The sequence below is a fragment of the Pelagibacterium sp. genome (assembly GCF_048264985.1).
Taxonomy (GTDB): domain Bacteria; phylum Pseudomonadota; class Alphaproteobacteria; order Rhizobiales; family Devosiaceae; genus Pelagibacterium.
In genome coordinates this window covers 1,286,983-1,310,859 of record NZ_JBLXCL010000001.1, presented here as the reverse complement: position 1 = coordinate 1,310,859, position 23,877 = coordinate 1,286,983, and the positions used below count along the sequence as shown (strand labels likewise).

Annotated in this window: 21 protein-coding genes; 12 read left to right on the top strand and 9 right to left on the bottom strand. The window is 59.1% G+C overall.

The genetic code is table 11. From position 1 onward, the window contains the following. Positions 1-3: 3 nt before the first annotated feature. The 4 genes from ACN0TA_RS06410 to ACN0TA_RS06395 are packed head-to-tail and all read right to left on the bottom strand — an operon-like array spanning position 4 to position 4,326. Positions 4-984, bottom strand: coding sequence for an ABC transporter permease (locus ACN0TA_RS06410; protein WP_417580952.1), 981 nt, complete (start codon positions 982-984; stop codon positions 4-6). Next, positions 981-1,970, bottom strand: coding sequence for an ABC transporter permease (locus ACN0TA_RS06405; protein ID WP_417580950.1), 990 nt, complete (start codon positions 1,968-1,970; stop codon positions 981-983). The genes ACN0TA_RS06410 and ACN0TA_RS06405 overlap by 4 nt, the downstream gene beginning before the upstream one ends. Further along, on the bottom strand, positions 1,967-3,478 hold the full coding sequence (locus ACN0TA_RS06400; RefSeq protein WP_417580948.1) for a sugar ABC transporter ATP-binding protein: 1,512 nt from the start codon (positions 3,476-3,478) through the stop codon (positions 1,967-1,969). Before ACN0TA_RS06400 ends, ACN0TA_RS06405 begins: the two co-directional genes overlap by 4 nt. Continuing rightward, positions 3,475-4,326: a sugar phosphate isomerase/epimerase family protein gene (locus tag ACN0TA_RS06395; RefSeq protein WP_417580946.1), complete on the bottom strand. Its 852-nt coding sequence runs from the start codon at positions 4,324-4,326 to the stop codon at positions 3,475-3,477. The genes ACN0TA_RS06400 and ACN0TA_RS06395 overlap by 4 nt, the downstream gene beginning before the upstream one ends. Before the next feature lie 288 nt (positions 4,327-4,614). Here ACN0TA_RS06395 and ACN0TA_RS06390 point away from each other — a divergent pair, with 288 nt between their 5' ends. Both ACN0TA_RS06390 and ACN0TA_RS06385 read left to right on the top strand, forming a co-directional pair. Then, on the top strand, positions 4,615-4,749 hold the full coding sequence (locus tag ACN0TA_RS06390; protein WP_417580944.1) for a hypothetical protein: 135 nt from the start codon (positions 4,615-4,617) through the stop codon (positions 4,747-4,749). Next, the gene (locus ACN0TA_RS06385; protein WP_417582078.1) at positions 4,716-5,648 is read left to right on the top strand and encodes an AraC family transcriptional regulator; all 933 of its coding nucleotides are present in this window, start codon (positions 4,716-4,718) and stop codon (positions 5,646-5,648) included. Before ACN0TA_RS06390 ends, ACN0TA_RS06385 begins: the two co-directional genes overlap by 34 nt. Before the next feature lie 13 nt (positions 5,649-5,661). Here ACN0TA_RS06385 and ACN0TA_RS06380 read toward each other — a convergent pair whose 3' ends face one another. From ACN0TA_RS06380 to add, 3 genes are read right to left on the bottom strand one after another with little or no spacing between them, the layout of a single operon-like run. After that, on the bottom strand, positions 5,662-6,723 hold the full coding sequence (locus ACN0TA_RS06380) for an ABC transporter ATP-binding protein (RefSeq protein ID WP_417580942.1): 1,062 nt from the start codon (positions 6,721-6,723) through the stop codon (positions 5,662-5,664). A 3-nt stretch (positions 6,724-6,726) separates the two neighbouring features. Beyond that, entirely contained in the window at positions 6,727-8,829 is a 2,103-nt protein-coding gene (locus ACN0TA_RS06375) for an ADP-ribosylglycohydrolase family protein (protein WP_417580940.1), read from the bottom strand. Continuing rightward, the gene (gene add, locus ACN0TA_RS06370) at positions 8,826-9,839 is read right to left on the bottom strand and encodes an adenosine deaminase (RefSeq protein ID WP_417580938.1); all 1,014 of its coding nucleotides are present in this window, start codon (positions 9,837-9,839) and stop codon (positions 8,826-8,828) included. The genes ACN0TA_RS06375 and add overlap by 4 nt, the downstream gene beginning before the upstream one ends. A gap of 55 nt (positions 9,840-9,894) precedes the next feature. Between add and ACN0TA_RS06365 the strand changes: the two genes are divergently transcribed. From ACN0TA_RS06365 to ACN0TA_RS06350, 4 genes are all read left to right on the top strand, one after another. Further along, positions 9,895-11,010, top strand: coding sequence for a LacI family DNA-binding transcriptional regulator (locus ACN0TA_RS06365; protein WP_417580936.1), 1,116 nt, complete (start codon positions 9,895-9,897; stop codon positions 11,008-11,010). Continuing rightward, entirely contained in the window at positions 11,010-12,320 is a 1,311-nt protein-coding gene (locus tag ACN0TA_RS06360; RefSeq protein ID WP_417580934.1) for an ABC transporter substrate-binding protein, read from the top strand. The genes ACN0TA_RS06365 and ACN0TA_RS06360 overlap by 1 nt, the downstream gene beginning before the upstream one ends. Before the next feature lie 63 nt (positions 12,321-12,383). Beyond that, on the top strand, positions 12,384-13,226 hold the full coding sequence (locus tag ACN0TA_RS06355) for a carbohydrate ABC transporter permease (protein ID WP_417580932.1): 843 nt from the start codon (positions 12,384-12,386) through the stop codon (positions 13,224-13,226). A 1-nt stretch (position 13,227) separates the two neighbouring features. Next, positions 13,228-14,055 (top strand): carbohydrate ABC transporter permease, encoded by an 828-nt coding sequence (locus ACN0TA_RS06350; RefSeq protein ID WP_417580930.1) that lies wholly within the window; start codon positions 13,228-13,230, stop codon positions 14,053-14,055. 93 nt (positions 14,056-14,148) lie between these two features. On the opposite strand, the gene ACN0TA_RS06345 is transcribed toward ACN0TA_RS06350, so the two are convergent. After that, positions 14,149-15,669: a leucyl aminopeptidase gene (locus tag ACN0TA_RS06345; RefSeq protein ID WP_417580928.1), complete on the bottom strand. Its 1,521-nt coding sequence runs from the start codon at positions 15,667-15,669 to the stop codon at positions 14,149-14,151. A 167-nt stretch (positions 15,670-15,836) separates the two neighbouring features. Here ACN0TA_RS06345 and ACN0TA_RS06340 point away from each other — a divergent pair, with 167 nt between their 5' ends. The 6 genes from ACN0TA_RS06340 (at position 15,837) to rsmA (ending at position 23,168) form a co-directional block, all read left to right on the top strand. Then, complete coding sequence (locus tag ACN0TA_RS06340; protein ID WP_417580926.1) at positions 15,837-16,916, top strand: LptF/LptG family permease; 1,080 nt, start codon at positions 15,837-15,839, stop codon at positions 16,914-16,916. Next, positions 16,913-17,992 carry an LptF/LptG family permease gene (locus tag ACN0TA_RS06335; protein ID WP_417580924.1) on the top strand — a complete coding sequence of 360 codons (1,080 nt, stop codon included), beginning with the start codon at positions 16,913-16,915 and terminating at the stop codon, positions 17,990-17,992. Before ACN0TA_RS06340 ends, ACN0TA_RS06335 begins: the two co-directional genes overlap by 4 nt. After that, on the top strand, positions 17,992-20,271 hold the full coding sequence (locus ACN0TA_RS06330) for an LPS-assembly protein LptD (RefSeq protein WP_417580921.1): 2,280 nt from the start codon (positions 17,992-17,994) through the stop codon (positions 20,269-20,271). The genes ACN0TA_RS06335 and ACN0TA_RS06330 overlap by 1 nt, the downstream gene beginning before the upstream one ends. A 134-nt stretch (positions 20,272-20,405) precedes the next feature. Further along, a complete protein-coding gene (locus ACN0TA_RS06325; RefSeq protein WP_417580919.1) occupies positions 20,406-21,326 on the top strand; it encodes a peptidylprolyl isomerase in 921 nt (306 codons plus the stop codon). 13 nt (positions 21,327-21,339) lie between these two features. Beyond that, positions 21,340-22,326, top strand: coding sequence for a 4-hydroxythreonine-4-phosphate dehydrogenase PdxA (pdxA, locus tag ACN0TA_RS06320; RefSeq protein ID WP_417580918.1), 987 nt, complete (start codon positions 21,340-21,342; stop codon positions 22,324-22,326). Beyond that, positions 22,323-23,168 carry a 16S rRNA (adenine(1518)-N(6)/adenine(1519)-N(6))-dimethyltransferase RsmA gene (gene rsmA / locus ACN0TA_RS06315; protein ID WP_417580917.1) on the top strand — a complete coding sequence of 282 codons (846 nt, stop codon included), beginning with the start codon at positions 22,323-22,325 and terminating at the stop codon, positions 23,166-23,168. Before pdxA ends, rsmA begins: the two co-directional genes overlap by 4 nt. 22 nt (positions 23,169-23,190) lie before the next feature. Here the strand turns inward: rsmA and gmk are convergent, their stop codons facing one another. Beyond that, positions 23,191-23,835, bottom strand: a complete 645-nt coding sequence (gmk, locus tag ACN0TA_RS06310) for a guanylate kinase (RefSeq protein WP_417580915.1) — start codon at positions 23,833-23,835, stop codon at positions 23,191-23,193. Positions 23,836-23,877 lie beyond the last annotated feature (42 nt).

The following is a 23,877-nucleotide window of genomic DNA, read 5'->3' as shown; positions in this document are numbered from 1 at the left end:
GGCTTATTGCCCGGTCCGTTTGCGGCGATACATGGCTAGCGCCACCGCCGCGATCAGGATTCCTCCCTGCACGACCTGGCGCACCGGCTGGGGCAGACCAAGGAAGTTCAGAAGGGTGAAGATGGCCGTCAGGGTCAGCGCGCCAGCGATCGCGGCGGGTACAGACCCCTTGCCGCCCAGCAGGAGCGCGCCACCAAGAACGGCAGCCGTTATGGCCTGAAGCTCAAAGCCCGTGCCCACATCGGTCGAGACGCCGGCGAAGCCGCCAAGCAAAATACCGGTGACGACGGCGCTGAGCGCTGAAATGACGAAGGCGGATATCCGCACCCGATTAACCGGGACGCCAGCCAATTGCGCGGCGCGGGGATTGTCTCCGATGGCGTGGATCATGCGACCGAGATTGGTGCGGTGCATGAGCCAATAGAGCACAAAACCGACACCGACGAGCACGATGAGCGCGACTGGCAACATCCGGATGATCGGGATATCCATGATGTTAACGCGACCGAAATAACGGAACGTATCGGGCAGATAGCCGCGCGGCGCGCCGCCCGACCACATGAACGCAAACCCGTTTAGCGTGATCATCATGCCCAGCGTCGCAATCAGCGAGGGGACCTTGAGATAACAAACGACCAACCCGTTGACGACACCGACGGCAAGACCAATGCCCAACATGACCGGAATGACCCAAGCAGTCGCGTTGGGGTCGTTGTTGGACAACATCGAGGAGCCGACCACGACCAAGGTAATCAGCGAGCCGACCGAAAGGTCGAAACCGCCCGAGACGATGACATAGACCTGCCCGGCAGCGAGGATCGCCAGAGGCGCCGCACGCTTGAGAAAGTTCATGTAGCCGGTTGGCTCAACGAAATTTGGATTGTTGAAGATGATCGCGACGATCAACGCGGCGAGAATGAAATAGACAGGGTTGATGGGCGGCAGCGTCCGCGAACGCTTTTGTGGAATGGCGTGTTCGCTCATGCGACAATCCTCCGCGAACGGGCAGCGTAAAAGGCAACCGCAGCCACGATGATGACGCCACGCAGAACCTGCTTGGCAAAGGCATCTACGCCCAAGACGTTGAAGATGGAATCGATGAGCGAGAAGATCATCACACCGCCGACGGTTCCCCAGACACCGCCCCGGCCACCGGCAAGGATGGTACCGCCGATAACGACGACCGCGATGGATTCAAGATCGTAGACGCCATCCGAGCCGATCCAAGGCGCGCCCGAGCGTAGGCGGCTTGCAAGATACAGCCCAGCCAGAGATGCGCAGACCGAGCAGATGACATGCGCCCAGACAACGACTTTGTCCGTAGAAATTCCGGCGAAGCGCGCAGCATCGCGGTTGCCACCGACTGCATAGATGTTCGAGCCAAAGCGCGTGAAGCGCAGCACGACGAAGGCGACAATTGCCAGGGCAAAAAAGAACAGTATGGCGAAGGGAACACCCGCCACCGTGCCATATGCAAAGAACTGGAAGTCGGGTGGGACAGCACCGGCGAAGTTGGACACGAATGCCGACAGGCAGCCTTGGATGACCAAGCTCATGCCCAGCGTGGCGATGAGCGGATTGACATCGAGGCGGGTGATGATCAGCCCGTTCAGCAAGCCCACAACAATGCCCAGCCCCAAAGCGGCGGCGATAGCGGGCACGATCATCGCCGGGTCGCCGTTCATCACCACCGAGGCGACGACAGCCGTTGCCGAAATCAGACTGGCCACCGAGAGATCGATCGATGCGACCAGAATTGCAAAAGTCTGCCCGATTGCCGTGATCCCCAGAGCAATGGAGCGCCCAAGCACAGCGAGCAGATTACCCCATGTCAGGTACTGGGTTTGGCCCGTGATGATGCAGGCCAGGATGTACAGGATGACCGCACCTGCCAAAAGGATTGCCGGCGCCCAACGTTCAAATCGGAATTTCGGACGAGCCCGCAGGGACTCCGTGACAGATTCGCTCATGCCGCGGCCTCCTTTTCGCCCGTCGCATCGAGCATGATCGCTGTTTCACTGGCGCCGTGCGCATGCTCGGCGACAATGGTTCCTTCACGCATGACGAGCACGCGGTCGGCAGCGCCGATGATTTCGGGAAGGTCGGACGAGATCATCATGATCCCGGTTCCCTGACGGGCCAGATCGCGCATCAGATGGTAGATGCCCGCCTTGGCGTTGACGTCGATGCCGCGGGTCGGTTCAATGAAGATCAGCACTTTGGGTTTGAGCGCAAGCCAGCGTGCGACGATGGCCTTTTGCTGATTGCCGCCCGAGAGAAACTTGATTTCCTGCTCGTAAGACGCCGCCTTGACCTCCATCCTGTCGAGCAGCACATCCATACCCGCAAGATCGGTGAAGCTGTTGGATCTATGGCTGGCCAACAATGGATCGAAGGCGCGAGCTGTGAGCATGCCGTTATCACGCACCGACTGCATGAGGATCAGCCCTTCCCCCTTGCGATCGCCCGGCAACAGACCGATACCGGCCCGAATGGCCTGGCGAGGATGCGTGAATTTGACCGGTTCTCCGGCCAGTGTCATTTCGCCCTGCGTAAACGGGCGATGCCCGAACATGGCCATTGCAAGGGCAACGCGGCCCGCGCCCTGTATGCCGGCAAAGCCTAAGATCTCTCCGGCCCGCAGGTCAAAATCGATCCCGTGCAGCTCCGCATTGGCACCGCCGCGCACCGAAAGCACGGCATCGCCCAATTCTGAAGCGATTGCCGATGGCGCATAAAAATCGGCAATGTCTCGCCCGACCATTGCGCGGACGATCTCGTTGGGCTGGGGCAGCGTATCAAAGCGTGCTGCGACTTCGCCATCCTTGAGCACCGTCACCCTGTCTGCAAGGCGGGTCACTTCACGCATGCGATGGGTTATATAGATGACGGCGGTACCATGGGCACGCAGAGCATCCACGCTCTTGAACAGCTCGACACATTCGGATTCGTTGAGCGCCGCAGTGGGCTCGTCCATCACCAGAACCTTGGCATCCAGCGAAATTGCCTTGGCAATCTCCACAATCTGCTGGGATGCAACATCGAGATCGGCAATCAGGGTGTCGGGATCGATGCGGCCACCAACACCGAACATGTCAAGAGCCCGGCGGGTTTGTGCCCGCATGGCACCGAAATCGAGCATGCCGTTGCGCGTGATCTCACGGCCCAGAAATATGTTCTGGACAACAGTACGGTCGGGAAGAAGTGAAAATTCCTGATAAATGACTGAAATGCCAGCACGCAAGGCATCAACAGGATGGCGGAAGTGCACGGGTTCGCCGCTCAAAGTCACCGAGCCATCGTCGGGCTGATAAACGCCAGAGAGTATCTTGATGAGCGTTGATTTACCCGCGCCGTTTTCGCCGACCAGCGCGTGAACTTCGCCGGGGCTGCAGGCAATGCTGACGTCATTAAGCGCGACAACGCCAGGAAAGCGTTTGCCGATGCCCTTCATTTCAATAACCGGGACAGCGCTCATGCGGCGGCCTCCCATTGACCGCGGATAAAGGCGAGAGATTCAGAAAACAGCGTATCGTAATCGGGAAACAGCGGCCGCCAGACGCGGGTTGCAGCTGCGATCTCTGGAAGCCCGCCTCCAAACGCCTCGAGCGTGACCCAACCATCATAGCCGGTAGCGCGCGTTGCCTTGAAGATTTCGGGAAAATCGATATGGCCGCGCCCCGGAATGCCGCGATCGTTTTCCGATATGTGCAGCACGCCCATGTGACCGGCAATCAACTCGATGGCGCGGGGCTGTTTCTGCTCTTCGATGTTGGCGTGGAAGGTATCATACATGATGGAAAAGGCCGAGTGATCGACAGCCGCCACATAAGCCCTGGCCTGTTCCATTGTGTTGAGAAAGTGCGTTTCGAACCGGTTCAGGTGCTCAAGACTGAGCGTGATCCCATTCGCCTTTGCCGTTTCCGCCATCGCGTGATGCGCTTCGGCGCCATAACGGATCTCATCTGGGCTGGGACCGGAGCCGGTGAAGTGCCCGATGGGTGCATGGAACGGACCGCCGATGCTTTCTGAACCCAGTGCCAGCGCGCAATCCATGATCCAGTCGAGATGGGCAACACCGCGCGCACGTATTGCGATATCGGCGCTCAGAGGGTTGGCATCGGGCGAGGGAATAACCGAAGTCGATGTCCGACGGAGCCCGATGGCATCGAGTTCACCCGCCAACCATTCGTAGTGTGCAGGATCGCCGCTCAGTATCGGCACTTCAACGCCGTCATATCCAAGCGCCTTGAGCTGCCGTATCTGCGGCAGATGCGCTTCGGTAATGTACCCCGCAAGGCACAAGAGATTGATGCCGACTTGCATAGTCCTCCCCAAAGACGGCTGCGCCGCCTTCCCCAACCCCAATGTTCAAAATGAACATCGGAAGGCCAGACTTGAATTTTCAACGCACGAGAATGCGCGTTCTCCACCACGAAGCCGGCCGTCTCCAAAGCCTAGCATCGCCCGCATTTATTTGTTTTTATTGACAAAAATACTCAGAACATACTAGATGACCGCGTATTTGTCGTTAGTTCGAGCATCGTTGAAGTTGCACGGCGCTGCGTTCAATTTTGACAAGTGGTAAAAAATGAACATCGATTGGGGCGAGGCATGAGCAGAGATGACAAAGCGAAAGCTGTTGCGCAGCCGACGGTTTTCCGGGAACCGGGCGCTCTGCTGTACGCGGGAAATTGCATTGATCTTCTTGACGCATCGCTGGCCGGCAAGGTCACCCTGAACGCCTGAACGCCTGGACGCGACGGGGCTACCCCGGACGCGATCTGGGCGACGCACTGCCTCAGGTCTGCTCAGTCGGTGGCTGGGATGCCACGCGTCCACAGGATTGGGGGCTAAAGGAACACTGCAACGAAGGCGTCAAGATCGCGTACCTCGCGCGCGGAACCTTGCGCCTCACTCTCGACGGCGACCGCTATGACATCCAGGAAGGACAAATGTTCGTCGTCCGCCCCTGGCAATTGCACGCTTTTGGCGCACCCCATGTCGACCCCAGCCAGATCGTTTGGGTGCTTTTCGACATTGGCGTACGACGCCCGCATGACGAATGGTTGTGGCCCGACTGGCTTGCCTGGCCCGAACGCGATCAGGCGCGGTTGACCGAGCTGCTCTCCAAGAACGAGCAGCCCTGGTATACCGCTTCGCGGGACGTCGCACGCAGCTTCATGGACATCGCCGATGTGGTGGCAACCGACGATATCGAGCGTGGGGAGACCAAGCTGCGTCTGCTGATCTCGATGATGTTGCTGCAATTCAAGAACCAGCTTGAGGACCAGAAGCCGGCGCTCGACCAATCTCTTGCCGCATCGCGGCGCACTGTCGACATTTTTTTGCAACGCCTTCTGCATGCGCTCGACGATAATTGGACGCTCGAGAACATGGCCGCCGAGTGCAACCTTTCGCGCACCCAGTTTTCCAAGCACTGCATTTCGCTGACCAACATGACGCCGTCACGCTACCTGCAATCGGTTAGATTGCAGGCCGCCCGCGCCATGCTGACCACGAGCGACGCCCGCTCGGTAACCGAAGTGGCTTTCGATTGCGGGTTTTCTTCGAGCCAGTACTTTGCGACGTGCTTTAGAAGGCAGTTCGGAGCCTCGCCTTCCAGCATCAGAGAAGCGCAGATCTGAGCCGGTAATACCGTCAGGGGAGTTGTATACGCTCGCCGGCCTTGGCGTCGAAAAAATGCGTCGCGTTGGCTGCCAGCGAAACCCGGCGCGTGTCGCCGATCTGCATCGCTGTGCGTTCCCGAGTGAACATTTCGAGCGTTTGTGTGCCCAATTGCACGCTCACCTGGGTTTCCGAGCCCATCTGCGCCATTGCCTCGATCGTGACGGGAATACCCGATTCGTCAAAGACGATATCTTCGGGGCGCTTACCCAACAGGAGCTGGGTATCTGCGGAGAAGGCTGTCGGCACCGAAATTCCAAGGTCTTGACCGCTATCGAGCTTGAAGCGTCCTTCAACCGCCCGCCCCTTGAGCAAGTTCATCGAGGGTGAGCCAATGAACTGAGCGACAAAGGTGTTGGCGGGACTATCGTAAAGATCGAGCGGTGTGCCGATCTGCTCAACATTACCGGCGCGCATGACGATAATCCGATCGGCCATTGTCATGGCTTCAACCTGATCGTGGGTCACGTAGATCATTGTCGTGCCCAACCGCCTGTGAAGCGACTTGATCTCCGAGCGCATCTGCACGCGCAGCTTGGCATCCAGATTGGATAACGGTTCATCGAACAGGAACACCGATGGATTGCGCACGATGGCACGGCCCATAGCCACGCGCTGGCGTTGGCCGCCGGACAGCGCCTTGGGCTTGCGCTCCAGATAGGGAACAAGGTCGAGAATTTCGGCAGCTTCGCGCACGCGCCTGTCGCGCTCGGCGGTCGGGACGCGGGCCAGCGTCAACGCAAAACCCATATTGTCGGCGACATTCATGTGCGGATAGAGCGCGTAGTTCTGGAACACCATTGCAATGTCGCGCGCCTTTGCCGGCGTCTCGTTGACCCGACGACCGGCGATGGCAATTTCCCCGCCCGAGATTTCTTCCAGCCCGGCAATCATGCGCAACAAGGTGGACTTGCCGCAGCCAGACGGCCCGACCAGCACGACGAATTCGCCATCGGCGATATGGGCACTGACACCGTGAAGTGCCGTTTGCTTGCCGTAATCCTTGCGAACCTGGGAAATGTCAACGCTTGCCATGTCTCACACGCCTTCCGATGGGGTGATGTGAAGTTTGTCGGTCGAAAGGGCGCCCTCAAAGACCGCGAGGCCGACCATGCCGCTGGGATAGGTTGCGTCATCCGCTTCGATACTGACGTCGCCAATTTGTGCGCAAATACGGCTGCCCTGCAGGGAAACGCGCACATTGACAGCGGTTTCAAACTCAATCGGCATTTCTGCCTCGGCCAATACCGTCTCATGCTCATCACGGCGACAAACGATGCGGACCCGACCACTGCGCATCAGCCGGACGGCGTAATAATGGCGCAATCCGTGGGCGCGCACCACCAACGCTCCGTAATCACCGAGGTGAAGATTGAGGCTGGTTTCGACTGTATAGTCGGCCCAGTCGCGCGTACCCGTCAGGATGATGCCTTCGCCACGATTTCCAGCAAGGCGGAAGGATTCGTTGAAGTTCTTTGAGAAGACGCTGGCGCCGTTTATCCAGGCGCTGCGCCACATGCTGCCCTCGGTATGCGGGCGGCGCAGCGTCAGCTCGGGTTCGCCCGACCACCCGAGCCAATCAACGAGCACGCGCCCGACAGTTGCGCTGTCGCGAACCGACATGACCAGACCGACTTCAGCCACCGGGTTGCCGTCGAACTGTGGAATACGCCATGAAAGCTCGGCGCTTTGTCCCGGCGCCAGAGCGACGCTTTCCGGAGCGACGACGCTGACCAGTGCATCGTCCTGTCCGTAGCGGCGCAATGCAAGCGCCACTTCGACGGTTCCGGTCAAGCTTGCATCACCGATAATGCGCGCCTTGAGCGTTTGGCCCGGGGACACGCGCGGGGTGGCGAGCACCTCGTACCAGGAATGGCCGATCATGGAAGGCGGGATAAAAACCGGCGTGCCGACATAGGCAGAACGGCCCGGTGACATGGTGACGAGATCGACTGCGAGCGCCGACCCGGTACCCGAGACGGCAACATCGCCGCAATTGCGCAATGTACCGCCAGCCATGAAACCTTGCACGGATGCCGGCAGCGAAAAATGGAACTGGGCGCCATTCTTGGGCGCCGGCTTTTGAGGCGCGCCGGCCAAACGCAGAGCAAGGCTCTCAAGCCATAGAGTCATCTGGGCAGCATCGCCAAGGCCGCGACCGCCATCGGCAGTCGACAGGTACAGCCTGTCGGCGACGGGCCCGCGCCAATCGGGCCCGGCATCGATGCCCTCAAGCCCGAGCATGATGCCCTGCAGGCAGCCCAGATTGCCCGCATTGCAATCGGTATCCCAGCCGGAGGTGTTAATGATCATCTGGCCATGGCTGAAATCATGGGGCGCGTGAAGAAACGCCATGATCATCAAGGCGAAGTTGGGCACCACATGACAGACGCCGGGATATTTGTCGTAACCGTAATTGTCTTCGATCAACTGTCGCGTAGCCTGCCAATCATCACCATTGGTCGCGACCCAGGTGCGGATATCGGCAATGACGCGCGCGACAAGGCTGTCACCGGGAATGTGGCGCAGACCCGTCTCAATGAGATGGTCGGCATCCTTGCTGACAAAAGCCTCTGCTTCCATGGCCGCCCAAAGCACCGCAGCATTGACGCTTTCGCCATCATGGCTGACGCTTGCCGCCTGACGCGCGAGCTTTGCTGCTTGGGCAGGATTGCCGGGAGAAACCAGTGCCCAGCCGTCGATGAAAATCTGTGCGCCGATCTGCTCGGCGACGGTCTTGCCGTTGGTTTCCATCGCGCCCGACTTCGGAGCGGGAATGCCCTTGGCCAAATTGAGCCAGGCCGTATGCTCTGTCGAGTTTCCAGCACCACCCCACCAGAAGATGGCACGGTTTTCGACGACATAGTTCAGCCACGTGCGGCCGATGTCTTCTGCTCCGAGATCAGGCGTGCAGCCGTAATCTTCAAGCGCGCGCAGAAAGCTGAAAGTGCCCGACACGTCGTCGTCTGTAACGACAAGCTCAGCGCCGAGCTTTTCGTTGACGTAATAGGTGATCGGCCCAAGCTCGCGCATGATGCGTTGATAGGTCCAGTTTTCAAACGGGCGACCGAGATAGACGCCGATGAGCTTGCCCAATACGCCCGCATAAATCCTGTCGCGCATGTCAGCTTGTGGTGTCATTTTTGGCCTGCCTGGAAGTGAGAAATCGAAAATTGGGACATCAGCTTGCTGCGCAACTCATCCCCGATGAACGCATACGCCAATGCGTCGCGATTGCGCGCCGCAAAGTCAGACGCTGTCCAGCCAAAGGTTTGGTTGAGACGCAAGTATTGTTCTGAAAGGGTGAGCGCCGTGACGCCACGCGCATCGGTATTGATGCCAACCGACAGCCCTGCCCTGACGAGTTTTTCGACAGGATGGCTGGCAAGTTCGGGATAGACATCGATCTGAACATTGCACGAAGGACAGACTTCGAGATGGACCTTGCTCTCGGCAAGACGAGCCATCAATGCACTGTCCTCTATAGCGCGGACGCCGTGGCCGACCCGAGAAACGCCAAGGCGGGAAACCACCTCGGATACTTTATCGGCGCCTCCGGCCTCACCCGCATGTGCGGTGAGGCCAAGCCCGACATCGCGCGCACCAGCAAAAGTCGTTACATGGGCATCGAGAGGATAGCCAACCTCATCGCCGGCCAGATCAATACCGGTCACCAGATCGTTGCCGCGCGCAAGGGCGACCAACTGACGGCCCATTTCGGCATCATCGAACCGCAGAACACACAGGATCAACCGGGCGACGACACTATACTTTGCCCTGCCCTCGGATATGGCATCCGAGACCACGGCCACGACATCGGCAACGCTCAGGCCCTGGTTTGTGTGGATCTGCGGCGCAAAACGGATTTCGGCGTAGAGGACGTTATCGGCATCGAACTGTGCCAGCAGGTCGAGGGTCGCGATCCTGAGCGCCTGACGGGATTGCAGCAATGCGATGGCGGGTTCGATGTGACGAAAATAGTCGAGAAGGTCGACGCATTTTTGCGGCGCAAGAAAGCGCTCGTTATAATTTTCAGCGCTGGTGCCGGGCGCTATCGCCTGCACGGCAGCAAGGCTAAGGCTGCAGTCGAGATGTACATGCAGTTCGACTTTCGGCATCGCTGTCACATCTGCAAGCGCCAATTCACGCATCGCCATCGCCCTTATCAGTGCAGCCCCCACGCACACCATTGGTGCTTGACGGGCCTTGCTTGTCTTCTTACTGATACGTATCAGGAGGCGTTTCAAGATAAAACTGACCAAAAAGAAACCGACGCAAAAAGATGTAGCAACGCATGCCGGCGTTTCGCAGGCGGCGGTGTCTTCGGTTTTGCATGGCCAGGGCACTGGCATCAGCGCGGCCGCACAGGCGCGAATCCGCGAAAGCGCCCGCGCCCTGAACTACGTGCCCAATCGCATGGCACAGGCTCTCAAAAACAACCGATCGATGATGATCGCTTGCATCGTTCCCGACATCTCCAATCCGTTCTATCCACCGATGATCCGAGCGGTTCAAAAGATCGTGGAACCTGCACGCTACGACGTCATGGCGCTGAGCACCGACGGCACGAGGGCCGCCGAGCTGCGCATGATCGAATTGTGCGTCGACCGACGCGTGGCGGGAATTGTCGGTGTGTTCTTTCAGGCGACGATCCGCGACCTGGTCAGCGCAGTCGAAGCTGAAATACCCGTAATCCGATACGAATCCGCCCCTAAGCGCGGCGGCCATTTGCCCGTCGACGACTATTTTGTGGACAACCAAACTGCCGCTTCCGACATTGCCGCGCACCTGATCGCGCTCGGCCACACCAATATCGTTTTTCTGGCTTCCCCCGGCGGTCCTGAACGTGCGCGTATCGCGGGCTATAGCGATGCACTTCAGGCGTGCGGCCTCACCCCGCGCATCGTGAGCGCTGAGGCCTATTCCATTGATGGTGGCGCAACAATCACCCAGCGCCTGCTGAACGAAGGCAGCCGGCGCCCCACGGCGATCATGTGCGCCGACGACCTTCTGGCATGTGGCACCATCCGCGCCTGCCAGGCAGCAGGTTTGTCACTGCCCAACGACATGTCGGTGACAGGGTTTAACAACCTGTCGATGACCGACGTCCTCAATCCGTCGCTCACGACGGTGTCCCTGGGACAGGAAACGTTTGGCCAGTTGGCCGGAGAACGGCTCCTGGACAGGATCCGCGGCAAAGCAGAGGGCCCTGGGTCGGCCACCGCTCTGCCCTTCTCGATCATTGCCCGAACCTCAACGGCGCCCGCACTTCACAACGATAACGAAGCGCTGGACGCCGACTTCACAGCAAGGAACGCCTAATGGAACATCTAACCCGCAAAATCTCGGGTGCTGCCTGCGCGGCCATTGCCCTTTTGGCGCCCGGCCAAGCCGCAGCACAGTCCATCGCCTGGTGGTATGAAGCCCTGACGCCGGAACAGCAGCGCCTGCTCGACGACACGCTGGTCGGCGGCTTCAACGCCAGCCATGAAGGCGTTACCCTTGAGCTGGACTATCGCGGCAACGCCATTGAAAACCAGCAGCGCCTGGCGCTGATGTCGGGCGGTGGCCCTGACATCATCAACTCAAATGGTCCTGCGACCGCCATGGCCATGGCACGGGCCGGCCAGTTGCTGCCGCTCGACAGCTATGCAGCAGAATTGGGCTGGAACGACCGTCTCATCGAGATGTTCCTGAGCCTGGGCAAAGTGGACGGCGTTCTCTACTCGATCCCCAAGAACTACGAGGCGATGGGGCTGTTCTACAACGCCGATATCTTTGCCGAAAAGGGCTGGGAAGCGCCCAAGACCATCGTCGAGATGGAAGCGCTGGCCGATGCCATGCTTGAAGACGGCATGACCCCGTTCGTTGCGGGCAATGCCGGCTTCCGGGCTGCCAATGAACAGTTCTTCACAGTTGCGCTGAACCAGCTTGCTGGCCCCGAAGCCGTCCGCGAAGCGCTGGCCGGTGAACGCGACTGGACCGACCCGGTGTTTGTCGATGCCATGACGACCTTCAAAGCCTGGTATGACAAGGGCTATTATGGTCAGAACTACTTCTCGACGTCGACCATCGATGCCTTTGCCGGCATGGTGACCGGCGAGACCGGCATGGCGCCACAGGGCACCTGGGCTTTTTCCTGGGTCGCAGATTACTTCGATCCAGCCGGTGCCAATGCGGCATTCACGTCGATCCCGGTTGCCGAGGGCGTGCCCTACCCGCTGTTCCCGATCGGTGTCGGTTCGGCCCTTTCGATCAACACCAATTCGGCAAACCCCGAAGCCGCCAGCCAGGTGATCGACTATATCTTCAGCGGCGACTTCTACGGTGCGATCGTGCCGCAGTGGCAGGGCGAATGGAACGTGCCGCTGGCCGACCTGTCGGCCGTCGAGCTGCAAGGCGAAGTCACGCCGCTCTATGAAGAAGCGACCACGTTGATCGCCGACGCTATCGATGACGGTAATTACGGCTATACGACATGGACCTTCTGGCCGCCCAAGTCGGAGCAGTACATCATCAACGGTGTTGAAGAGCTCTGGCTCGACCGCGCAACGCCCGAGCAGTTCCTGAGTGGGCTGCAGAACGAGTTCGCTGCCGAATTCACTGCCGGCGCAGTGCCCCCGCTCCCGTAATACTGACAAGAATGCGTGGTGCCGTTTTTGCGACGGCGCCACGCAACCCACGGAAACAAGACAATGTGGTTGTTCGCCCTACCTGCCCTGGCCATTAACGTCGTGATCATCCTGATCCCCGCGCTTTTGACTGTCGCGCTCGCGTTTTGCCGTTGGGACGGCTTTTCGATGCCGGTCTTCGTCGGCCTCGCCAATTTTCAAGCGCTCTATGACGACAGGGTCTTCTGGATCGCGCTGGGCAACAACATCAAATGGACACTGATCTTTCTCACTGTGCCAATTGCGATTGGACTGCTCGCGGCAACGCTGATGCTGATGGTGCGCAGGGGACGGATGCTGTTTCAAATCGCCTATTTTATGCCTGTGGTCGTTGCGACAGCCATCACCGCTCGGGTGTGGCAAGGCATGATCTACAACCCATCGACAGGTGTTTTCGGCCTTGTGTCGCGGTTCGGCATCGAGCTTAGCGACCCGCTCGCCCACACCCAATCAGCGCTGTACGGCATTGCCGTTGTCGATCTGTGGCATTGGTGGGGCTTTATCGCCGTGATCTTTCTGGCAGCGTTGCGCCAGGTGCCGCAGGAAAATGTCGAAGCGGCGCGGCTCGATGGGGCCGGTTTTTTCGATCTCATGCGCTACATCCTGATCCCCGCGATTGCCCCGACGATCAAACTGATGATGGTGATGACGGTGATCTGGTCGTTCCTGGTCTTCGACTTCGTCTATATCCTTACGCAAGGCGGACCGGCCTATTCGAGCGAAGTGCTGTCTACACTGGCCTATCGCAATGCGTTCTTCGAGTTCGAGATCGGACGTGCCGCCGCCGTGTCGCTCGTCATCGCACTGTTCGGGCTGACCGCAACGTTTGCCTATGTGCGCCTGCAGAGCAAAGAAGAGGCGAACTGAGATGATCGAAAGTCGCCTCTCCACCACCATATCCTACATCGTGTTGTCGCTAGCGTTGGTATTTGCACTCGGGCCATTGGCCCTGATGGTGCTCAACGCTTTCAAGACAACGCCGGAAATCATCACAAGCCCGCTCAGCCTGCCTGCCGAGTTGCAATGGTCCAATTTCACGCGCGGGTGGGAAGACGCCCGGCTGGGCGAGACCATGTGGAACAGCGCCAAAGTGACGGGCATGACCATCTTTCTGGTCCTCACCACTGGATCGGGTGCAGCCTATGTACTTGCGCGCCGCAAGATCGGGGCATGGAAGCAGGTGAGCGCCTATATCCTGGCGACCACGACGGCCCCCATACAGCTTTTCCTGTTTCCGCTCTATTTCGGATTTGCCAAGGCTGGCTGGATCAACAATCCCATCGCTGTGTCGTTTGTGTATTGCGCAATGTTCAGCCCCTTTGCCATCATGCTGTTGCGTACTTATTTCATCGCCATTCCCAAAGAGCTCGAAGAGGCGGCCGAACTCGATGGTGCTAATGCCTGGCAGGTGTTCTGGCGCGTCATGCTGCCCATCGTATCGCCGGGACTGCTGACCGTAGCGCTGATCATCGGGCTGTATTGCTGGAATGAGTTCCTCATCGCTTCGACCTTCCTGCAAAGCCGGGACGAAATGACCGCAGTGGTCGCGTTCTCGCTGCTCAGCGGTCAGTACACAAGCGACTGGGGACAGATCATGGCGACGGCAATGATCATTGTTTTGCCAATCCTGATGCTGTTCCTATTGCTGCAGCGCTACTTCATCGACGGGATGGCAGGCGGATCGACAAAGGGGTAACCCGGTCAGGTTTTGCCACTCCTGTCTGCGACGAAGGACTTTTATGAGGACTTCGGCACTTTGGCGGCGCACAATCAGCGCGCCGCCGGATGACTATTTGCCGTTTTCGTAATTGTCCCGGATCAGCCGATCAAACAGCGCAACGCCGAAACCGGTGGCCCAGGACGTGATCGTCTCGCTCGATGCCTTGCCGAAGCCAGTGCCAGCGATATCGACATGGGCCCATGGAACGTCATTGACGAAATGGGCGAGGAACTGACCGGCGATCGAAGCGCCGCCCAGCCGGCCACCCTGGTTCTTGATGTCGGCAAAACGGCTCTCGATCAACTTGTCATAGGCCGGCCCAATGGGCAAATGCCAGACCTTCTCACCCGATGCCCGTCCCGCCTGTTGCAGCGTTGCGGCGAGGGAATCGGTATTGGTGAATACGCCAGCATAATCATCGCCCAATGCTATGCGAATGGCACCGGTCAGCGTGGCAATATCAAACATCGCCCTGGGCTTGAACCGATCCTGACAATACCACAGGGCATCTGCCAGAACGAGGCGGCCTTCGGCATCGGTCGAGATGATTTCTATGGTTTCACCGGACATAGCGGTGACGACGTCGCCAGGCCGATAGGCATTGGCGTCAGGCATGTTTTCGGCCAGAGCAAGAATGCCGACTGCATTGACTTTGGCCTTACGGGTGGCAAGGGCCTGCATGAGTCCCAGCACTGCGGCTGCGCCGCCCATATCGCCTTTCATGTTCTCCATCGACGCAGCAGGCTTTATCGAAATGCCGCCAGTGTCGAAGACAATCCCTTTGCCAACGAATGCCGTTGGTGTTTGGCCCTTTTCGCCGCCGTTCCACTGCATGACGACCATGCGCGGGGGCCGCACCGACCCCTGCCCTACGGCGAGCATGGCACCCATACCGAGCGCGCCCATCTGCTCTTCGTCGAGCACTTCTACCGTCACACCAAGATCGGCCAGAGTGTTGGCAACGTCTGCCATATCGGAAGGGCCAAGCAAGTTGGCTGGCTCGCTGACCAGATCGCGCGCAAGGTTTGTGCCGCCGGCAACGGCGAGCGCATGATCAACAGCGCTTTTCATGGCATCTGGTTTGGCAAGAACGAAGGTCAGCGCCGAGGGGTGGACGGTCTTGGACTTGCGACGCGTGTTGTATTTCTCAAAGCGATAGGCGCGCAATTGGGCGCCGGCGCCCAGCGCACCGACCAGCGCTGGCGTCAATCCCGGCTCATCGAGGACAATTGCCGCGCTGGACACCGCGGCCGCGTCGAGCTTGGCAAAAAGCGAACCGCCACGGTCGGCCCAGGCAGCATCGTTTTCGCCTTCGCCATCCGCTCCACGTCCAAGCAGCAACAAGCGATCGCAGGACATGCCGGACGGCGCGGGAATATCGATCATATGGCCTGGACGGCCAGCGAACCCGGTTGCCTTGGCGATGCGCGCAAAATCAAGACCGGTGCGCTTCCAGATGTCTGCTGCGACGGGGCCCATTGCGCCATCGCCGTTGGCATAGAGCACAATGGCGGCAACCGGGTCGGGGAGATTTGCGGCCAGGGAGATCGAGAGCGTTTGCGGCATGGGTGCGGCAACCTTGAATGGCATAGGGAGGAACCAGCGAAGATTCGCAGGCAAGAGAGCGCTGAGCATTACCGCCGGGGGCCGGTGCGTCAATGCGCAGCTCAATTTTGAAGCCCTGTGTTGCCGCACTGCGCTTTTTGCCGCCACACGAACAGGGTAAAAGCCGGACTGACTCGCCGGCACAGGACCCCATGGACAGACTTTCGCGATATTTGCAGAGCCAGTTCTTTGCGCAGGCGCTCACCATCTTTGTGGCTGGCGGCGCGTTGATCTGGCTCATGCAGCTGTTGCGGCTATTCGATCTGGTATCGGCAAAGGGCCAGAATTTCATTACACTGATGGGCCAGAGCGCATTGACCACGCCCACTTTCGCGCGCTCAATCCTCTATGTCTGCTTTGCGATCGGACTGGTGCGCGGCTTGCGGGCATTGCAGTCCTCACGCGAGTTGCACACGATCCATGCAGGGCAACGCACAGACGCACTTTGGCGCGCCATCATTGCCTTCACGCTGGCCGGTGCCGCCGCGGTGACATTAGTCGCCAACTGGATCGAGCCCCATTCGCGGCGCGTATCGGCAGACTGGTCTGCCGAAATTGCAGCAGACATCGTTGGACGGGCGCTGGTGCCTGGGCAGTTTACAGAGATCGAAGAGGGTCTTGTGTTCTCGATTTCAGCGCGGCAACGCGATGGAACGCTTGTCGATTTCTTCTTCGACGATACCACGAATGAAACCCGGCGAACCTATTTTGCCAATACGGCATCGGTCTTCCAGGACGAAACCGGTTATCAGTTGATATTGAACGACGGCGCCATTCAGTATGAAAGTGTGGCGCGCCAGGGTTTGAGCCAGATACGATTTGCCCAATATCACATAAGCCTGGCCAGCCTGATCGATGCGGCATCGCGTACCACCGATGCTGCCCAGACGGACAGTTTTGGGCTTTTCGCCAAGGTTCTTGATGAAACTGCGACATCGGGCGAGATCAAGATGCTCAATGAGCGCCTTGCAGATACGCTGCGGGCGCTGGCCATCTGCGCCTTGGCGGCGGCGTTCTGCGCATATCCCGACGGCGGACGGGGGCGGCGACGCATTCCGATGGAACTGGTGATTCTTCTTGTCGCTTTCGCAGAACAGGCAATAAGCGCATTTTCCGGCGGCGGCGGACGACACTTCATTGCCCCGACGGTGATCCTTGCCATAGCGCTTGCGGTATTGTGGCTGCGTAGCCGCCGCGCTTTCATCTTCCCACGTTGGAGGCTAGCGCGATGAACCGTATCGGGCGCCTCGTCTGCATTCGCATTGCCAGCCGTATCGGACTGGTGGTTGGCATATTTTTCGGGATCATCCTTCTTGTGGAGTTTCTCGACACCGGACGGTTCAACCAGACAGCGGCGCTGGCGGGGCCGTGGACATCAACGGGCCTGGCTTTCCTTAGCGCATTGCGCTGGAGCCTGCTGGGTCTGCCTGTAACCGTGCTGATCGGAGCTATCGTTGGGCTCATCGACCTGCATTCGCACCGCGAGATGGTGATCATCAGCGCGTCAGGCCGTTCGATCTGGTCGACAATGCGCTGGCCGATTCTGATGATCATTGTCTCGGGCGTCATCGTGACAACTGTCGTCGACAGTTTTGCAATCCGCGTTTACCAGCAGTTCGATGCCGCCCAGATCGGTTGGGGCCGCGCCTATGGGGTTCAGAATCGGGAAACCTGGTTCAGCCAGACCGGCTCGGATGGGGATTATATGCTCTATGCACGCTCGGTGAGCCAGGGCGGCACGAATCTGCGCGACGTTTCAATACTGCGTCTTCAACCACAGGGCGGCACCGGAACACGCATACACGCCCGTCAGGCTCAGCTTGAGCCAGGCCAGTGGCGTATTTCCGACGGGATGATTCTCGATATCGACAGGGCGCCGCGCGCCTTTGCGGAAATGACCATCGCCACGACAGCCGCCGGCTCTGAACTGGGCCTGCAATTGGGCACTGCAGAGGACATGTCGTGGTTCGACCTGCGCCAAGCGCTGCGCAATGGAATCGCCGATCCTTACGCCCGTGCCGCCGCAGAAACACGTTTTCAAAAACTCAATGCCGTACCGTTCGTTCTTGTGGGTGCTTTGCTAATTGCGTTTGCCTTTACCGGCGGTTATCGAAGAACAGGGCATTATGGGTGGACCATCGTCTATGGAATCGTCCTGGGCCTGGTCGTTTTTGTAATCACGGAGATGGCTGACCGGGCTGGTTCGGCTGGCGTTCTCGACCCGATTGCGGCTGCTTGGGGCCCTGCCCTCGTTGCAATTGTGATCGGATTGACCGTGATCCTGCGTAGAGAAGACGGGCGCGTTTGATGAGCAAACCACCCTTGGGGGAAAAATATGTGCGGCGTGGCGCACTCCTGGCCAGCGTCATGGTCATGGCGCTGGCGTTTGCACCAATTGCAAATGCCCAGCAGATCATTCCGGCAGACTTCTTTTCGCGCATTCCGACTGGCAACAGCGGCGACATGGCGGTTTCGGCCGACACACAGATCTTCAATTCGCGCGACAATACAGTTGTGGCACAGGGCCGCGTAGGGATCAGCTTTGAAGGTTTCCGAGCCTCGGCCGACCGCGCAATCTACTACCAGCGCACAGGGCGGGTCGAACTTGTCGGGAACGTCGCCGTTGTCGACCCTGACGGTGTTGAGTACATTGCCGATAGAGTTGAACTCGAAGACGGGTTTCGAGAAGGATTTCTGCGCGCCCTGACAGTGGCGTTTCCTGACGGCAGCCGGTTTACAGCTGCCGAGACCAATTTCGATGATGGCGTAGAACGGATCTATGTCGATGGTAGCTACGCGCCGTGCGGATCGTGTATCGATGCCAACGGCAACCGGATCGGGTGGTCGGTCAAGGCGGCACGTATCGTCACCGATGAGGCCGAACAAGTCATTTATTTTGAGCAACCCTCGCTGCAATTGCTCGGCTTTTCAGTAATCTCGTTGCCATGGCTGTCACTTCCGCAAGGCGATAGCGTCGAGTTCCCTGTCATCCGCTACAGTGAAGATTACGGCGTAGCCGTCTCACTTCCGTTTTTCCGCTACCGGGTGGCCGACGGATCGCTCGCGATTACGCCGACAGCATATTTGAACCAGGGCCCCGGTGTCGACCTGGACTGGAACCAGACAATTGGCAATCTGAGCTATTCCATCAGCGCTTCGGGGGTGTATCAATTCAACCCTGGCGCCTTCAGCGGGTTGGCCAATCGCAATATGCGCGGCGCGGTTCAGACCAGCGGCACGTTCACACCGACAGACGAATGGACGCTGGGCTGGTCCTATACGGCTTTCACCGATCCGGGCTACCTGCCCGACTACGACATCGCCAGCGACACTGCGCGCAATCAGGTCTATGCGCAGTATCTGGATTCCGACACCTACGCAGACATCAGGGTGCAGCAGTTCGTACCGCTCGACAATCAAAGCAGCCTGGCCGTATTTAACCAACGTCTGGACGAACAGGCCATCACGCATCCGAACGTTCTGGCCGATCACATTATCGATCTTGAGAACGGGGCTGGTCGTGTTGAATTGAGCGGCAGGCTTCTAGGACTATCCCGGGGCCGTGACGACGTGAGCCATGGCTTCACACATGGGTATCAGGGGCATTCGGCCCATGCCATGTTGCAGGCAAGCTGGACCAACCAGTATGCGATGTCCGGCGGGTTGCTGGTTTCGCCCTATCTGGGACTACGCGGCGATGCTGCATTCTATGACGGCGCGAGCGCACGGGCCGACGCGCCAATGGAACAAGGCTTGCTCTCGGCCACTCCGATCGCCGCTCTCGACATCCGGTATCCCCTGTTGGCGCGTTCGGTCGGCGCAGCACATGTGATCGAGCCGATCGCCCAACTTGTTTATCGCGATGGCGAACCCATTCCCGGGATCACCAACGATGATTCCCAAGGGTTTGTTTTCAGCGATTCCAATCTGTTCAGCTTCAACCGTTTTTCAGGTGCAGACCGTCAGGAGACCGGTTTGCGTGCCAATGTCGGCGGCCAGTTCCAGACCAGCTTCGAGAATGGCGGTTGGCTGAGCGGGCTTATGGGGCAGTCCTTCCATCTGGCAGGCACGAACGGTTTCAATGCGAATGATGGCAGCTCTGCCGGGGTCACGTCTGGACTCGACGGCGACGCTTCATATGTGGTGGCCGGTGTGCAGGGCGGTTATGGCGGTCTGGCGGGCGGAGCCAAGGCACAATTTGATCCTGCAACGGGCGAGATACCGCGTTTTCAGCTTTCCGCATCGGGCGAAGTCGAAGGCTACAGGGTGACCGGAGACTATGTGTTCATTGGCGAACGGGCAGCGCTTGGAGAGTTCCGCGACCGGCACGAAGTTGCTTTGGGCGCCGCTGTACCGATTGCGGACTACTGGACAGCCAATGCAGGCGTTGCCTGGGATCTTGAAGCGAACCAATGGCTGCAGGCCACCGCCGGGCTGACTTACGATGATGAGTTTCTCGCTTACGGCGTTCAGACACGCTGGACGGGTCCGACGCATCGGACGGCCAATGACTTCCGTGTCGGCGTTACGTTCAGTCTTAGCGGGCCGGAAAACTCTGAAGTCGTCGATCTCGGTGGCGGCTTCTGACCTTCTGGCGCAAAAGCCAATTCCATTCCGAGCCGGAACGCTTTAAACAGAACCCCAATTGCAACTGCCGAATTTGGCCGCATTTGTGCTAGAGGACGGCCTTGGCTAAAAGACGCTTTTAGGGAGCGGAACATATGAGACAATGGCTCGCATTCAGAACCGCTGGCATCTGTCTGGCATTGGGACTGGCTTTGATGGCCGTCGCCGCACAGGCACAAGGCGTTCGGGTGACCGTCAACGGCCAGCCGATTACCGACCAGCAGATCAATGATCGCGCTAATTTGCTGCGCCTCGAAGGACAGGGTTCTTCCAATTCCGCCCGCGTTCAGCTGGCGACGCAGTCGCTGATCGACGATACGATCAAACTGGCCGAGGCATCGCGGCTGGGCATCACCGTGTCGGACGGTCAGGTCGATTCCGCCTTTGCCAATATCGCGAGCAACATGCGGGCGAGCGTGACCAACCTCAACGGCATTCTGACCCAGAACGGGGTCAATCCCGAGAGCCTGCGTGACCGCCTCGAGGCTGCAATAGCCTGGCAGCAGGTGGTCTCTCAGGTTCTGCGTTCGCGCATTCAGCTTTCAGAACTCGATTTGGAACTTCAGGCTGCCGAACAGGTGACGCCGGCTTTGGGCTTCGACTATATTCTCAAGGAAGTGCTGTTCGTCATTCCGCAGGGCTCGGGCATTTCCGCCTCGCGCCGCACCGCTGAGGCCAACCAGTACCGCAGCCGCTATACTGGATGCGATACCGCAGTCGATGTAGCCATTCAGTTCACCGACGCAGCAGTCCGCGATCTTGGTCGCCGCCACGCGACACAGCTTCCTTCAGCCATCGCAAACGAATTGGCCGGCCTGACCGTCGGACAAATTTCCAGCCCGCGCGTTGTTGAAAACGGCGTGTCGATGCTGGCAATTTGCGAAAAGGCCGAAGCTGAAGACCTGACCTTCCTGACTGAGGAACTGCGCCAGGAAGCTGGAACCGACGCCTTGCAGGCAGAAGCAGAAGCCTATCTGGAACGCCTGCGTTCAACCGCTTCGATCGCTCGCCGCTAGGAGGCTACTGGCCGTGACCCCGCTTGCACTGACCATGGGCGAGCCGGCCGGCATCGGTCCTGACCTCATTTTGCAACTTTATGCTGACCGGCAGGCCCTTGGGCTGCCGGTCTTTGCCGTTTATGGGCATGCCGGTTTTCTGGCTGCGCGCGCTGAGCGGTTGGGACTTGCTGTCGAGATAAAGGCAATTGCTCCTGACGAGACAGCCGCTGCATTTGGAACCGGCTTGCCGGTCATCGATATTGAAGGGGATGTCGGCGACACGCCCGGTGAGCCCGACCCCAACACGGCCCCGGTGACTGTCGGGGCCATCGCCCAGGCCGTCGAGGCTGTGCAAGCTGGCCTGTTCGGTGGCGTTGTGACAGCGCCCATCCATAAGGCCTCGCTTTATGGCGCAGGGTTCGAATATCCGGGGCATACCGAGTTTCTCGCCGCACTATGCGCTGAGGGGGACACGCACCCCCTGCCCGTAATGATGCTGGCCCATGACGACCTGCGCACTGTGCCGCTGACCATCCACATCCCGTTGGCCGAGGTTCCAGGTCAGATCACCCACGGGTTGATCCTCGAAACGATCAGAATAATCGCTCGCGATCTTTCTGCGCGGTTTGGCATATCAAACCCGAAAATCGGCGTGGCGGGGCTCAACCCCCATGCTGGTGAAGATGGGATGATCGGACACGAAGAGATCGAGACGATCATTCCGGCGCTGGCGACTTTGCGGCAGCAAGGGATCGACGTGTTCGGCCCGCTTTCGGCCGATACTCTGTTCTATCCGCCCCATTGGCGGAGCTATGATTGTGTCGTGGCGATGTATCACGATCAGGCCCTCATCCCCATCAAAACATTGGCATTCGATGCCGGGGTGAACGTTACCCTGGGGCTGCCGATAGTGCGCACCTCGCCTGATCACGGCACCGCGTTTTCGCTGGCTGGAACCGGCAAAGCCTCTCCAAACTCCATGCTTGCGGCTATACGTCTGGCGGACAGAATTTCATGAGTCAAATCGATAACTTGCCGCCGCTTCGTGAAGTGATTGCGGAGCACGATCTGCGTGCGAAAAAGGAACTGGGGCAGAACTTTCTGCTCGACCTGAACCTGACGTCGCGCATCGCCCGCAGTGCTGGGAATCTCACAGATGTGACGGTGATCGAAGTCGGCCCGGGGCCCGGTGGACTGACCCGTGCGCTACTTGCCGGGGGCGCCAAGCGAGTGATTGCCATCGAACGCGACGAACGTACCCTGCCCGCTCTTGCACAAATTTCAGAAGCCTATCCGGGACGGCTCGATGTCATCTCTGCCGATGCGCTGGAAACCGATTACCGCAAGCTGGCGGATGGGCGGACCAAGATTGTTGCCAATCTCCCCTATAATATTGCCACGCCATTGCTGACCGGCTGGCTGTCGCAGGACCCATGGCCGGCCTGGTTCGAAAGCCTGACACTGATGTTTCAGCGCGAAGTTGCCGAGCGGATCGTCGCGACACCACAGGACAAGGCTTATGGACGGCTGGGTGTTCTGTCGGGATGGCGGACCGAAGCGCGTATCGCCATGAATCTCGACCGCAACGCGTTTACGCCGCCGCCAAAAGTGACTTCGTCGGTGGTCCATATGGTGCCAAAGCCTGTCGAAGTGGACGTTCCGGTACGGGCGCTGGAAGAAATCACACGGCATGCCTTTGGGCAGCGCCGCAAGATGATCCGTCAAAGCCTAAAAGGACTCGGCGTGCCACTGGACGCGTTGTTCGGCGCCGTGGGACTGAAGGGCGAAGAGCGCGCCGAAACTCTGCCGGTTGCGACATACATCGCGATGGCGCGCGAAGTTGCACGCTTGCGGCGCTAGCGTTAAGCGCCAGCCTGGCGCTCTATCCTAAAGTGTCGATCTGGGTCTTGAGTTCGCCAACAAAACTTTCGAGCATTGTTTGGCGGGGGCGTTGCAGACGGGCGCTGGCGAGGATGGAGCGAACCATCTGGACAGATTGTTCAAGATCCTCGTTGACCAGCACATAGTCATATTCCGAAAAGTGCTCCATCTCCTTGCGCGCATTGCGCAAACGCTTTTCGATTGTGCCCTCGCTGTCCTGGGCGCGGCGTTCCAGACGTGCACGCAGTTCGGCTATCGAAGGTGGCAGGATAAAAACAGTGACCATGTCGTCACGGCAGTTCTCATAGAGCTGCAGCGTACCCTGGTAGTCGATATCGAACAGGATATCCTTGCCGGTGGACAGGCGTTCTTCGACCTTTGCACGCGGCGTGGCGTAGAAATTGCCGTGAACTTCGGCCCACTCGAGAAGCTCTCCACCGTCGCGCATCTTCTCAAATGTAGGCACGTCGATGAAGTGATAATGCGTGCCATCGATCTCATCGGTACGGCGGGTTCGCGTGGTGATGGAGACCGACAGCCGGATGTTGGGATCCTGAGCAAACAATTGCCGTGAAATCGAGGACTTGCCGGCCCCCGACGGTGAAGCGATCACCAGCATGACGCCGCGGCGCGCAAAATCCATCATTGTCTTCAAGTCCCTGACGTGGCCCGTCCGTTGCGTTCTGGC

Bases quoted from the DNA above. Each gene is read 5' to 3' on its own strand.
- ACN0TA_RS06410 (WP_417580952.1), bottom strand. From the start codon at position 984: ATGAGCGAACACGCCATTCCACAAAAGCGTTCGCGGACGCTGCCGCCC.
- ACN0TA_RS06405 (WP_417580950.1), bottom strand. From the start codon at position 1,970: ATGAGCGAATCTGTCACGGAGTCCCTGCGGGCTCGTCCGAAATTCCGA.
- ACN0TA_RS06400 (WP_417580948.1), bottom strand. From the start codon at position 3,478: ATGAGCGCTGTCCCGGTTATTGAAATGAAGGGCATCGGCAAACGCTTT.
- ACN0TA_RS06395 (WP_417580946.1), bottom strand. From the start codon at position 4,326: ATGCAAGTCGGCATCAATCTCTTGTGCCTTGCGGGGTACATTACCGAA.
- ACN0TA_RS06390 (WP_417580944.1), top strand. From the start codon at position 4,615: ATGAGCAGAGATGACAAAGCGAAAGCTGTTGCGCAGCCGACGGTTTTC.
- ACN0TA_RS06380 (WP_417580942.1), bottom strand. From the start codon at position 6,723: ATGGCAAGCGTTGACATTTCCCAGGTTCGCAAGGATTACGGCAAGCAA.
- ACN0TA_RS06375 (WP_417580940.1), bottom strand. From the start codon at position 8,829: ATGACACCACAAGCTGACATGCGCGACAGGATTTATGCGGGCGTATTG.
- add (WP_417580938.1), bottom strand. From the start codon at position 9,839: ATGCGTGAATTGGCGCTTGCAGATGTGACAGCGATGCCGAAAGTCGAA.
- ACN0TA_RS06360 (WP_417580934.1), top strand. From the start codon at position 11,010: ATGGAACATCTAACCCGCAAAATCTCGGGTGCTGCCTGCGCGGCCATT.
- ACN0TA_RS06355 (WP_417580932.1), top strand. From the start codon at position 12,384: ATGTGGTTGTTCGCCCTACCTGCCCTGGCCATTAACGTCGTGATCATC.
- ACN0TA_RS06350 (WP_417580930.1), top strand. From the start codon at position 13,228: ATGATCGAAAGTCGCCTCTCCACCACCATATCCTACATCGTGTTGTCG.
- ACN0TA_RS06345 (WP_417580928.1), bottom strand. From the start codon at position 15,669: ATGCCATTCAAGGTTGCCGCACCCATGCCGCAAACGCTCTCGATCTCC.
- ACN0TA_RS06340 (WP_417580926.1), top strand. From the start codon at position 15,837: ATGGACAGACTTTCGCGATATTTGCAGAGCCAGTTCTTTGCGCAGGCG.
- ACN0TA_RS06335 (WP_417580924.1), top strand. From the start codon at position 16,913: ATGAACCGTATCGGGCGCCTCGTCTGCATTCGCATTGCCAGCCGTATC.
- ACN0TA_RS06330 (WP_417580921.1), top strand. From the start codon at position 17,992: ATGAGCAAACCACCCTTGGGGGAAAAATATGTGCGGCGTGGCGCACTC.
- ACN0TA_RS06325 (WP_417580919.1), top strand. From the start codon at position 20,406: ATGAGACAATGGCTCGCATTCAGAACCGCTGGCATCTGTCTGGCATTG.
- rsmA (WP_417580917.1), top strand. From the start codon at position 22,323: ATGAGTCAAATCGATAACTTGCCGCCGCTTCGTGAAGTGATTGCGGAG.
- gmk (WP_417580915.1), bottom strand. From the start codon at position 23,835: ATGATGGATTTTGCGCGCCGCGGCGTCATGCTGGTGATCGCTTCACCG.